This window comes from Ruegeria sp. YTSC004 (genome assembly GCF_059609805.1).
The window spans coordinates 126,355-138,169 of the sequence record NZ_JBXWMJ010000002.1 but is presented as its reverse complement, the minus strand read 5'-3'; the positions used below and the strand labels follow the sequence as shown (position 1 = coordinate 138,169).

The window sequence follows — 11,815 nt, the reverse complement described above, 5'->3', positions numbered from 1 at the left end:
CTAAGACACAGGTTTCAAAGTTTTGCGAAACGCGCGCATATTCTGCTGATAGTGAAGCGCGCTGAAGGTGATTTTTTGCGCTGCCGCCGCATCCAGTTCCCGCACAACTTTGCCCGGTGACCCCATAACCAGAGAGTTATCGGGTATTTCCTTGCCTTCGGTAATCAGTGCGCCGGCACCGATAAGACAGTTTTTCCCGATCTTTGCGCCGTTCAAGACAATCGCGCCCATTCCGATCAGTGTGTTTTCCCCGATCGTGCAGCCATGCAGCATGACCTTGTGTCCGATGGTGCAGTTCTTACCAATGGTCAGCGGATACCCGGCGTCGATATGCATGACGCAGTTTTCCTGGACGTTGCTGCCCTCGCCCACGCGGATCTCTTCGTGGTCGGCGCGGATGGTGCAGCCGAACCAGACCGAGGCACCCTGCTCCAGAACGACTTTCCCAATCAGGTTGGCGTCCGGCGCAACCCAGGTGTCTTCGTGGATTTGCGGCGCGTGGTCACCCAAAGCGTAAATGGTCATGCCAAGCCCTCAAATTCGTTTTGCAACGTGCGGACATGGTTCTGCAGGCTGGGCTGCTGGATGCGGCGCATGCGTTCGGCGCTGACGATGGTTTTCAGCTTCTCTTCGGTGGCATCCAGATCGTCATTGATCAGAACATAGTCATAATAGCCCCAGTGGCTAATCTCATCCCAGCTTTTCAACATCCGCTTGGCGATCACGTCTTCACTGTCCTGACCGCGGCTTTCCAGCCTGCGGCGCAGCTCGGGGATAGACGGCGGCAGGATAAAGATCGACAAAGCGTGCTTGCCCAGATCCGAATTGCGGATTTGCACCTCGCCTTGCCAGTCCACGTCAAACAGAACGTCTTTGCCACTGTTAATGGACTCGCGTACCGGACCCGCCGGTGAGCCGTAGAAATTACCGAACACGTGCGCGTGTTCCAGCATTTGTCCCTCGGACACCTGCTGCCGGAACGCATCTTCACTCAGGAAGTAATACTCGCGCCCGTCTTCCTCACCCGGGCGTGGTGCGCGGGTGGTGGCCGAGACCGAGAACTCAAGCTCGGAATCCCACTGCATCAGCCGTTTCGCCAGGGTCGATTTACCGGCCCCCGAAGGCGAGGACAGAATGATTAATAGGCCGCGTCGATCCGCCATTTGGGCGCTCCTGTGGTTATTCTACGTTCTGCACTTGCTCACGCATCTGATCTATTACGGCCTTCAACTCAAGGCCGACCGCTGTCAATTCCGCGCTTTGCGCCTTTGAGCACAGAGTATTTGCCTCACGGTTGAATTCCTGCATTAGGAAATCCAGCTTGCGCCCGACCGCCGCGTCCTGCGCCAGCAGATCCCGCGCCGCCACGACATGCGCCTTCAGGCGATCAATCTCTTCGGTGATGTCCGCCTTGACGGCGATCAACGCCAATTCCTGAGCGACGCGGTCCGGATCAGCCCCCTGCGCGTTGTCCATTACCCGCGCCAGATTATCCCGCAGCGCCTCGGCCATCTTGTCCTTGCGTTGCTCTGCCAGCTCAGCCGCTTGGACCGTCAATGAAGCCACCTGCCCAAGTTGATCTTCCAGAACTGTTGCCAGCGCCCGACCCTCGGACTGGCGCATTTCTATGAATTCGCCCAATAGGCCACTGAATTCTGCCGTCAGTTGGCCAACCAATGGGCCCGGGTCATCCCCATCACTGCCCGCATCCAACATACCCTTGAGCGAGATCAGATCAGCGGCCGTCGAGGGCCTAAGGGTCACGTCCCGCGCAATGGCCATTTCCTGCGTTCGCGCCACAGCCTCAAGAACGGCACTCATGGCAGTCTCGTTCAGGACCAGGTCCGCCTGCGTCTCATCTCGGCTGAGGCGCAAAGACAATGTCACATTGCCCCGGCTTAGTTTTTTCGACATCGCGGCGCGCAACGCAGCCTCAAGCCCGGTCAACCAGTCCGGCACGCGCAGACGCATGTCCAGCCCCTTGCCGTTCACGCTGCGTAACTCCCACGTCCAGCTATGCGGGCCAAACGCCCCTTTGCCCGAGGCGAAACCCGTCATGGATTCAATCATGCCTGCCCTTTCCATAGCTGCCTGTTTTCAGTTTGCTGGGCGCACCTAATGCGAACTGCGCGCACAGGGCAAGAGTTTGCTGACTCTGCCTTTGCCCGTCAGTCGTTAACCATTCGTTAAAGATTTGCTCCAAAATTGAATCAACCTGCGTCAGTCTTACAGCTGCGGACACTGGCCTCGGATAGAGGTCCCCGGTACTTCGCATTTTAGGAAAATGACGGTCGATAGGCGCCAGGGTGATAATGATGAAAACCTTTTTCGGGAACGGTTTCGGGTCAAGTTTTGGAAAGATCGTCTCTATGGATCGTTTTGACAGCGGGCGCAGCCTTTCGCCTATCCGCCAGGCCGAGGCGTATTGGACGGCGCTTCTGACAGGTGATGGGGTTCCCATGCGGTCGCAAATCGACCCGCGCGGGCTTGAGAACATTTTGGAATACACTTTCGTTCTGGAACGCATCGCCCCCGGACTTACCCGATTCCGTCTGGCCGGGAGGCATTTGAACCAGCTGGCCGGGATGGAAGTGCGTGGTATGCCGCTGACTTCCTTCTTTGAGCCCGGCGCGCGGGACCAGATCAAGACCGTGTCGGAACAGGTATTCGCACAACCAGCTATCGCCAATCTGACCCTGGAATCATCAGGTCGGTTGGGGCGTGTGCAGTTACAGGCCCGCATGCTTCTGTTACCGCTGAAAAGCGATTTAGGTGATGTCAGCCGCATTCTGGGCGTAATGGTCAGCGACGGCGCTATAGGTGCAACACCCCGACGATTCACAATCTCAGAAACCAATTTGCGCCCGGTGTCGGATGTGCAGGTTCCCAAACAACCGTCGCAAACGGTCCAGACCGGATTCGCAGAAGATCAGCAAAAATTTGACCGTCCCGGTTCACATCTGAGGCTGGTTGTGTCGCGCGATGACTAAGTCACAAACAAAAAAAGGCGGGCCCATCCAGCCCGCCTTTTCCGATTATTGTCTATAACCTTAACTGGCTGCGCGGTTCTTGCGGTCGCGGCGCAGGTTGGTCAGCTCTTCTGCGACCAGGAATGCCAGTTCCAAGGACTGCGATGCGTTCAGGCGTGGGTCGCACGCTGTGTGGTAACGATCTGACAGGTCCTCTTCGGTCACCGCGCGCACGCCGCCGGTGCATTCTGTGACGTCCAGACCGGTCATCTCAAAATGCACACCACCAGGAACCGTGCCTTCGGCCTGATGGACGCCAAAGAAGTCGCGTACCTCACGCAGGACCGAGTCGAACGGACGGGTTTTGTACCCGGTTGCCGACTTGATCGTGTTGCCATGCATCGGGTCGCAAACCCAGGTGACCTTGGCGCCCTCTTCCTTAACCGCCTTGACCAGGCGCGGCAGGTGCTCGCCTGCCTTGCCTGCGCCAAACCGTGCGATCAGGGTCAGGCGACCCTCTTCGTTTTCCGGGTTCAGCTTGGCCATAAGAACCTTGAGGTCCTCGGCTGTCGTGGTCGGGCCGCATTTTAGACCAATCGGGTTCAGTACCCCGCTGCAGAATTCCACATGCGCACCGTCTGGCTGACGCGTACGGTCGCCGATCCAGATCATGTGACCGGACCCTGCCAACCAGTTGCCGGAAGTAGAATCGAGACGGGTCAGAGCCTCTTCGTATTCCAGCAGCAAGCTTTCGTGGCTGGTGTAAAACTCCACGGTTGAGAACTCATGCGTAGTGTCCGCTGTGATCCCGGCGGCATCCATGAAGTCGATCGTGTCTTGGATACGGTCAGCAATTTCCGAGTATTTCTGTACATCCTGTTCATCCGTGAAGCCCAATGTCCACGAATGCACCATGCTCATATCGGCGAATCCGCCGGTCGAGAATGCACGCAACAGGTTCAAGGTAGCGGCAGCCTGCGTGTAGGCCTGCAGCATCTTGCTGGGATTCGGGATGCGGGCTTCGGGCGTGAAAGCCAGCTCGTTGATGATGTCACCGCGGTAGCTGGGCAACTCAACACCGTCCAGAACCTCGGTCGGCGCACTGCGCGGCTTGGCAAACTGGCCCGCCATACGGCCCACTTTGACCACGGGCACCTTGGCACCATAGGTCAGTACCATCGCCATCTGCAGCATCACCTTAAAGGTGTCACGAATTGCATCCGCGCTGAATTGTTCAAAGCTTTCAGCACAATCCCCGCCCTGTAACAGGAAAGCCTCGCCGCGACCGGCGGCACCCAGATGTTGTTTGAGACGCCGTGCTTCGCCAGCAAAGACCAGCGGGGGATACTGAGAAAGCTGAGCCTCGACTTTGGCCAGCGCGGCCGCATCGATATAGTCTGGCATCTGAACCCGGGGCTTGTTGCGCCAGTTCGTTTTTTGCCATTCGGTCATAGCTTTGATCTCCGCTGAAGTAGTCAGGTCGTCTCTATACAAAATGCATTGAAGACTGACCATATCCCTTTTGCGCCTCTTGACGTCGGAAACAAGCTTTGATCATGGTGGCTGGCAACAACGACGCCGGACGCGACGTAACAACGCGCCGAATCAAGGACACCAAGCCATGCAAGAGCAACGCCAAGTTGTCACAGTGGAAGGCGCTGAGGCCAATCCTCGGCATTTCGTGTTTGTCCTTTTGGACAAGTTTTCCCTGCTGTCTTTTGCCTCGGCGTTGGACAGCCTGCGGATTGCCAACCGTATGGCAGACAAAGAACTCTACACGTGGGCCCTGGCCGGTGAAGGTGGTGATACGGTCAGCTGTTCTGCCGGGACTACCTTTAACGTTGAAACCGACTTGGTCGAACTGCAACGCGATGACGTGGTCTTGATCTGCGGCGGCGTCGACGTGCAACTGGCGACAACAAAGAAAGTGCTGAACTGGGTCCGCCGCGAAGCGCGGCGCGGTTTGCGCATCGGCGGTCTGTGCACAGCAGCCTTTACGTTGGCCAAGGCCGGATTGCTGGACGGTAAACGCGCAACGATCCACTGGGAAAACTCGGACAGCTTTATCGAAGAGTTCGACGAAGTTGAACTGACCAAATCAGTGTTTCAGATCGACGGAAACCGGATGACGACTGCGGGCGGCACGTCCTCAATCGACCTGATGCTCAAGATCATTGCCGATGATTATGGTGAGGATCTGGCGAACGCCGTGGCGGACCAGATGATCTATTCCTCGATCCGTACCGATCAGGATACACAGCGCCTGTCGACCCCGACCCGGATTGGTGTACGACACCCCAAGCTAAGCCAGGTTATCCTGATGATGGAAAAGAATATCGAAGAGCCGATCTCGCCATCGATTCTGGCAAAAGACGTGGGCATGTCCACCCGACAACTGGAACGCCTTTTCCGCCGCTATCTCAGCCGCTCACCCAAACGCTACTACATGGAATTGCGCCTGCACAAAGCACGCAACCTGCTGATGCAGACGGACATGAGTGTGATCAACGTGGCTTTGGCTTGCGGCTTTGCCTCGCCCAGCCATTTCTCAAAATGCTACCGGGCCCATTACAACACCACGCCTTATCGTGAACGTGGTGCGCAAAGCGGGCGGTTGTCCGTCTGATCTACGCCTATCCGGGGGTCATGCGATAGATGGCTCCCTGTCCCACCGAAATAAACCAGATTGCCCCATCCGGGGCTTCGACGATATCGCGAACGCGCTCGGTTTCCGGCCCTTTGATCTGTTCGACCTCGCGCAGCGGTGTTCCTTCAAGGCGCGAGATGTAGTCAAACTTGAGCGACCCGACAAAGATATCGCCCCGCCACTCTGGCCAAAGCTTGCCGGAATAGACCAGCAAACCGGACGGTGCGATGGACGGATCCCAATAGTGTTCCGGCTGTTCCATCCCGGGTTTCGAGGTCCCCTCTCCGATTTTTTGGCCCGAATAGTGAACGCCGTAGGAGATCACCGGCCAGCCGAAATTCCGCCCCGGTTGGATCAGGTTCACTTCATCCCCGCCCTTCGCACCATGCTCTGAAATCCACAAGCGACCTTGCCTGTCCAACCCAGCGCCCTGCGGGTTGCGATGACCAAATGACCAAATCTCAGGGCGAATTCCAGCCTGTCCGACAAAAGGGTTGTCGGCAGGTACCGTGCCATCGCGATTGATGCGAATAACGGTGCCCATGTGGTTTGACCTGTCTTGCGCTGACGGACGGTCGCCGCGATCCCCAATCGTAACAAACAGCGTTCCGTCCTGCGCCTCGACCACGCGCGAACCGAAATGTCGGCCAGTCGAACCGCCCGGAACTGCTTCGAAAATGATCCGTACGTTGTTCAAGCGGCTCCCGTTTTCCGACAGGCGCGCCACGGCCACCGCGGTTCCCGCCCCGCCACTTTGGGGTTTGGAGAAGGTGAGAAACACCTCGCGGGTCTGCGGAAAATCCCGTGCCACGGTGATATCGAGCAGCCCGCCCTGCCCGTTCGCAGCCACCTTGGGCACCCCGGCAATGCGTTTGACCTCGCCTTCCGAGACAAACAAAAGATCGCCGTCCCGTTCGGTCACCAATGTTCCGCCTCCGGGCAATAAGCCGATCGCCCAAGGTGCATCCAGCCCGGTGACCATCGCCGTGACCTGAACCGTCCCGGCTGAGGTTTGAAGGGTATCGGCGCTGATGGGGCCGGCAAAAACCGACAGGACCAGAATCGCGGCAGCCCTAAGCATGAGAATCTCCAACTTTGGTAAAACGTGACAAACTCATCAAAACAAATAGGTTTATTCTTGGCAAAAACACATTTGCGTTAGGACTTTTCTTTTCCAGACAGCTTGCCTAGGGTCTTGCCCAGAACGAATACGTTCCAATAAGGGAGTAACCATATGAAAAAGCTGCTTACTGCAACCGCAGCATCCGCTCTGCTGGCTGGTCCGGCACTGGCCGAAGACGTCACTTTGGGCGTCCTCTTCGGCTTTACCGGCCCGATTGAATCGCTTGCACCTGCAATGGGTTCCGGCGCTGAAATGGCGATGGCCGAAGTCACCGAATCCGGCAAACTGCTGGACGGCTCAAAGGTCACCGCGTCGCGCGCTGACACCGGTTGTATCGACAACGGTCTGGCGACCTCGAACGGCGAACGTATGATCGCGGACGGCGTTGCTGGTATTGTCGGCGGCGACTGCTCGGGGGTGACCGGTGCGATCCTGCAAAACGTTGCGATCCCGAACGGCATGGTCATGATCTCGCCGTCGGCGACATCACCGGGTCTGTCGACCATGGAAGACAATGGTCTGTTCTTCCGCACCGCCCCGTCGGATGCACGTGAAGGCGAAGTGATGGCTGACATCCTGAAGGATCGCGGCATCAACTCGATCGCCCTGACCTATACCAACAACGACTACGGCAAGGGTCTGGCAGACGCGATCCAATCCTCGTTCGAAGCAGCCGGCGGTGAAGTGACCATCGTTGCCGCGCACGAAGACGGCAAGGCTGACTACTCGGCTGAAGTTGGTGCGCTGGCGTCGGCTGGTGGCGACATTCTGGTTGTCGCAGGCTATCTGGACCAGGGCGGTCTGGGCATCATCCAGTCCTCGCTGGACAGCGGTGCCTTTGACACATTCGGTCTGCCGGGCGGCATGATCGGTGACTCGCTGCCTTCCAACGTCGGTCCCGACCTGAACGGCTCGTTCGGTCAGATCGCCGGTTCGGGCGGTGAAGGTGCTGAAAAGTACTTTGCCATGGCCGAAGCCGCAGGCTTTGACGGTTCGTCGCCCTATTCGCCTGAATCCTATGACGCTGCCGCGCTGTTCATGCTGGCCATGCAGGCGGCAGGTTCCACTAACCCGGCTGAATACGGTGCCAAGATCTTGGATGTCGCCAACGCCCCGGGTGAGAAGATCTATCCGGGTGAACTGGCCAAAGGTCTGGAGCTTCTCGCCGCTGGTCAGGACATCGACTATGTCGGCGCGTCGGGTGTTGAGCTGATCGGCCCCGGTGAAAGCGCGGGTTCTTATCGCGAGATCGAAGTAACCGACGGCGAAAACAAGACCGTCAACTTCCGTTGAACCGGTCTTAAACGTCATAAAATCAAGCAGCCCGGGCCTTGTGTCCGGGCTGTTTCAATGAAAAAAGGCCGAACCTCACCTTTTGAGGTCGAGGAAGCAGAAACACCGACAAGGGTGGCTAGGGGAATAGATGATCGTCGTCGAGGACGTGCACAAGCATTTCGGCGGGTTTCACGCGGTGGATGGGGCGTCGCTGGAAATCCAAAAAGGTTCGATCACAGGCCTGATCGGGCCAAACGGGGCGGGAAAGACCACCCTTTTCAACGTGATCGCGGGCGTTCTGCCACCGACCAGCGGCAGGGTGTACATGGACGGCGAAGAAATTACCGGCCTTCCCCCGCATGACCTGTTTCACAAGGGTTTGCTGCGCACCTTTCAGATCGCGCATGAATTCTCTTCGATGTCCTGCCGCGAGAATCTGATGATGGTGCCCGGCGCCCAATCGGGTGAATCGCTGTGGAACACCTGGTTCAGTCGCAAGCGCATCGCCGACGAAGAACGTGCCCTAATGGCTAAAGCGGATGAGGTTCTGGAGTTTCTGACCATTGAGCACCTGGCCGACCACAAGGCAGGTCAGGTCTCTGGCGGGCAAAAGAAGCTGCTGGAACTCGGCCGCACCATGATGGTCGACGCCAAGATCGTGTTTCTGGACGAGGTCGGCGCGGGCGTGAACCGCACCCTGCTGATGACCATCGCCGACACCATCCTGCGTTTGAACAAAGAACGCGGTTATACTTTTGTCGTTATCGAACACGACATGGATTTTATCGGCAAGATTTGCGACCCGGTCATCTGTATGGCCGAGGGGAAAGTCCTGGCCGAGGGTACACTGGACGAGATCAAAGCCAATGAGCACGTGATCGAGGCCTATCTGGGCACTGGCCTGAAGAACAAAGACAAACTAGAGGCCGGGGCATGAGCGATGTGATGAGAGTGAGTGCACACAGTTTGCGCAAATGGGGTCGCTGCCCCGAAACCCCCGGGATATTTGAAGGCCAGATGAAGAAGGATCCTGTGAATGTCTGAGCCGTTTCTGATCGGTGACACCATGACCGGTGGTTATGGCAAGGGGCCGGACATCTTGCATGAGTGCACCATCGCTGTGGACAAAGGTCAGATCGCGGTGATCGTTGGCCCCAATGGCGCAGGTAAGTCTACTGCGATGAAGGCCGTTTTTGGAATGCTGGATGTCCGGTCGGGATCTGTCCGGCTGGACGGTGAAGACATCACCAACCTCACTCCGCAGGACCGCGTTATCCGCGGGATGGGGTTTGTGCCGCAAACCTCAAACATCTTCACCTCGATGACGGTTGAAGAAAACCTTGAGATGGGCGCTTTCATCCGTCGCGACGACATCAGCCAAACCATGGAACAGGTCTACGACCTCTTCCCCATCCTGCGCGACAAGCGAAATCAAGCGGCCGGAGAGCTGTCGGGCGGTCAACGTCAGCAGGTCGCTGTAGGCCGAGCGCTTATGACTCAGCCCAAAGTTCTGATGTTGGACGAGCCGACCGCTGGTGTTTCGCCGATCGTGATGGATGAGCTGTTCGACCGGATCATCGAAGTTTCGCGGACCGGTCTGCCGATCCTGATGGTGGAGCAGAATGCTCGTCAGGCTCTGGAGATCGCGGACAAGGGGTATGTGCTTGTTCAGGGGCGGAATGCCTATACTGGAACGGGCAAGGAACTGTTGGCTGATCCGGAGGTGCGGAAGAGTTTCTTGGGGGGGTAACGACGGTGTTTATTGAACAAAGACTGTGTTACTTGCTTGCCTCGGTCATTGTTGGGTTCGCTTTACCGCAAGCGACTTACGCCGAAAGTGTTCCTCTGTCGCATTGTAGAATGAAGATGTGTGAAGTTCGGGCACACTGTATTTCCAACGATTGTGAGGCCGTCGAATGTCTTGGAGACGGATTTAACTTGGAAATCTCGTCCATCGGGAGCCTGGTGAATACCTTTGCCGTTTCTCCAGAAAAAGACAGCAAGTTCCCTATGGGAGAATTTAGTATCGATCCAGAGCTTTCCACAGAAAACACTGTTTTCGCAAGCAGTGTTGAGGATAGCGAAATCGCGCACATGCAAGTCAAATTGCACAAAGGCCAACCCACCGACATTACAATCACCACGCAAACCAGAGGTTGGATGGTCGACGTTTTGGTAACCCATGGCCATTGCGGAGAAGAATACTAGTGGCCTACCTCAACGCCCATGTGGCGCTCTTCAGCTTCGTCTTTGTTCCCGCAACCGCCTAGGCCGACTATCCAAGTTTCGACGTGTTGGATTAGCATCGCCAACTTTCATTGAAATTGCTGTGCCGGGAAAACAGGGTTTTCTATTCCCGACCCCGTTTTCACTGGCCAGATATCAAACCTCATTTACCCTATCGGATCACCACAGGACCCAAAGTCCTGCGCGGCATGCGGGCCCCTGATCGACATGTCGTAGTCAAGATTCTCGAAGTCGACGACAAAGGTAATCACATCTTTATCCTTAATGTGCAAAAACGTCAGCGAGTTCAGCCCGCCGATGATGACGGCTTCACCTTTGACGTCATCGGTTACAATGAACCCTTTGTCCGTGGCCCCTGACCGCGCCAGCGTCACCGCGTTGCCCGTGCTGTCCGAGACGCAGTTCACCACAAAATCCTCACCGTTCAGAGGATCGTTCTGAGCCGCCGCAACACCGGGCGCTACCAAACTTAAAAACAAAATCGCCGCGTTTTTCATGTCTTGCCTTTCTGTTCCCGGAGCCGCTGGGTCTGCGCCATGACGTGATCCGTATTCCGTAAGTTGGGCTTCGCATTTCCCGGCGAGCCGTTCTGGAAAGCTAGGGATATCCCACCGAGATCAAAGCGTTGTCCCAAGCGGATCACTTCATCTTGAGGTTGCGTGATACTGTTCGTAACGTCGGACGCCATAATTTGCTGGTTACTGAGAGCATCCCCGAATCTGGTTGTTTCAATGTCGGTACGCAAGGATTTGCACAACGTTACAGCGACGGTCGGTAAATCTGTCCAAAATAAGGCGGATTTTACGCTGGAACGGTCAGGAAACCAATCTTCATCGAATTATATCCTGAGTTTTCAATGTATAATTTCTGTGGCCTCAGACTTCTGGAAATTTCAGCATTCAGAAATCTGTCCCCAGAAGGATTAATTCTCGCCATTTTTCCCACCTAGTGAGGCCCAGAAATCGCGCCCTTCGATGGCCGGTTTACCAACACATGGACCGATTTGTCGGCCAACACCTTTTAGGAGAGCTTATATGAAATATCTGGCCGCTCTTGCTGCCTTGTTGCTGCCCGCTGTCGCGCAGGCCACAACGCAGAATACACCGGGAGCTGAGTTTGTTTACGAGTGTCAGATTGAAGAGATTTGCAAGTCCGGCAAATGTTCCCCTGCCACAGCGCCCAAGAAAATCATGCTGAAACGTGTTGAGGGCGCATCCAAAGGAACCTTGAGCGTCGATGGCGATATTGCCGAGCTGCATGTTTTCAAAGGGCTTGGTTCTTATGAATTTCTGCAAATCACCAATGGCGGCAGCGTCGGTTACACTATCGACGAAAGCGGTACGCTCGCGATCCGGGCAACGGGAGCCAACAGCCGAAACGAGCGTGGAACCTGCACGGTCAGCTGACGACACCAGGTCCAATACGCCCCGTTGGGGTCCCAAACCACAACCGTTCTGGCGGGTCAGCCCCGCCTGAACACGCACAAAGAGAACGCCGCTGTCATCAGCAATCGGAGCAATGCCGATTTTGTCGCTTTCGGGTTGAAAATTTCCC

13 protein-coding genes are annotated in these 11,815 nt (G+C 56.5%); 7 read left to right on the top strand and 6 right to left on the bottom strand.

Features of this window, described 5'->3' with window-relative positions; translation table 11 throughout:
- From AC2FFP_RS04355 to AC2FFP_RS04345, 3 genes are read right to left on the bottom strand one after another with little or no spacing between them, the layout of a single operon-like run.
- A complete protein-coding gene (locus AC2FFP_RS04355) occupies positions 1 to 525 on the bottom strand; it encodes a gamma carbonic anhydrase family protein (RefSeq protein ID WP_496722896.1) in 525 nt (174 codons plus the stop codon).
- Complete coding sequence (gene gmk / locus AC2FFP_RS04350) at positions 522 to 1,163, bottom strand: guanylate kinase (protein WP_058271617.1); 642 nt, start codon at positions 1,161 to 1,163, stop codon at positions 522 to 524. The genes AC2FFP_RS04355 and gmk overlap by 4 nt, the downstream gene beginning before the upstream one ends.
- 16 nt (positions 1,164 to 1,179) lie before the next feature.
- On the bottom strand, positions 1,180 to 2,070 hold the full coding sequence (locus AC2FFP_RS04345; protein WP_496843830.1) for a YicC/YloC family endoribonuclease: 891 nt from the start codon (positions 2,068 to 2,070) through the stop codon (positions 1,180 to 1,182).
- 299 nt (positions 2,071 to 2,369) lie between these two features.
- Between AC2FFP_RS04345 and AC2FFP_RS04340 the strand changes: the two genes are divergently transcribed.
- Positions 2,370 to 2,990, top strand: coding sequence for a PAS domain-containing protein (locus tag AC2FFP_RS04340; protein ID WP_496764856.1), 621 nt, complete (start codon positions 2,370 to 2,372; stop codon positions 2,988 to 2,990).
- Positions 2,991 to 3,050: 60 nt separating this feature from the next.
- Here AC2FFP_RS04340 and AC2FFP_RS04335 read toward each other — a convergent pair whose 3' ends face one another.
- A complete protein-coding gene (locus AC2FFP_RS04335; RefSeq protein ID WP_496738585.1) occupies positions 3,051 to 4,421 on the bottom strand; it encodes a class II 3-deoxy-7-phosphoheptulonate synthase in 1,371 nt (456 codons plus the stop codon).
- A gap of 169 nt (positions 4,422 to 4,590) precedes the next feature.
- On the opposite strand from AC2FFP_RS04335, the gene AC2FFP_RS04330 reads away from it, so the two are divergent.
- Positions 4,591 to 5,595: a GlxA family transcriptional regulator gene (locus tag AC2FFP_RS04330; RefSeq protein WP_496738584.1), complete on the top strand. Its 1,005-nt coding sequence runs from the start codon at positions 4,591 to 4,593 to the stop codon at positions 5,593 to 5,595.
- Between the two features lie 7 nt (positions 5,596 to 5,602).
- Here AC2FFP_RS04330 and AC2FFP_RS04325 read toward each other — a convergent pair whose 3' ends face one another.
- On the bottom strand, positions 5,603 to 6,697 hold the full coding sequence (locus AC2FFP_RS04325; protein WP_496738583.1) for a PQQ-dependent sugar dehydrogenase: 1,095 nt from the start codon (positions 6,695 to 6,697) through the stop codon (positions 5,603 to 5,605).
- Between the two features lie 153 nt (positions 6,698 to 6,850).
- Between AC2FFP_RS04325 and AC2FFP_RS04320 the strand changes: the two genes are divergently transcribed.
- The 4 genes from AC2FFP_RS04320 to AC2FFP_RS04305 all read left to right on the top strand — a co-directional run bounded on the left by AC2FFP_RS04320 (position 6,851) and on the right by AC2FFP_RS04305 (position 10,222).
- Complete coding sequence (locus AC2FFP_RS04320; RefSeq protein ID WP_108858629.1) at positions 6,851 to 8,032, top strand: ABC transporter substrate-binding protein; 1,182 nt, start codon at positions 6,851 to 6,853, stop codon at positions 8,030 to 8,032.
- A gap of 130 nt (positions 8,033 to 8,162) precedes the next feature.
- Entirely contained in the window at positions 8,163 to 8,951 is a 789-nt protein-coding gene (locus tag AC2FFP_RS04315; protein ID WP_496764853.1) for an ABC transporter ATP-binding protein, read from the top strand.
- 99 nt (positions 8,952 to 9,050) lie between these two features.
- Positions 9,051 to 9,764 (top strand): ABC transporter ATP-binding protein, encoded by a 714-nt coding sequence (locus AC2FFP_RS04310; RefSeq protein WP_496722912.1) that lies wholly within the window; start codon positions 9,051 to 9,053, stop codon positions 9,762 to 9,764.
- A 215-nt stretch (positions 9,765 to 9,979) separates the two neighbouring features.
- Positions 9,980 to 10,222, top strand: a complete 243-nt coding sequence (locus AC2FFP_RS04305; protein ID WP_496764850.1) for a hypothetical protein — start codon at positions 9,980 to 9,982, stop codon at positions 10,220 to 10,222.
- 185 nt (positions 10,223 to 10,407) lie between these two features.
- Here AC2FFP_RS04305 and AC2FFP_RS04300 read toward each other — a convergent pair whose 3' ends face one another.
- Entirely contained in the window at positions 10,408 to 10,758 is a 351-nt protein-coding gene (locus tag AC2FFP_RS04300) for a hypothetical protein (RefSeq protein WP_496776882.1), read from the bottom strand.
- 537 nt (positions 10,759 to 11,295) lie between these two features.
- Here AC2FFP_RS04300 and AC2FFP_RS04295 point away from each other — a divergent pair.
- Positions 11,296 to 11,667, top strand: coding sequence for a hypothetical protein (locus AC2FFP_RS04295; protein ID WP_496738579.1), 372 nt, complete (start codon positions 11,296 to 11,298; stop codon positions 11,665 to 11,667).
- The last annotated feature ends 148 nt before the right edge of the window (positions 11,668 to 11,815 follow it).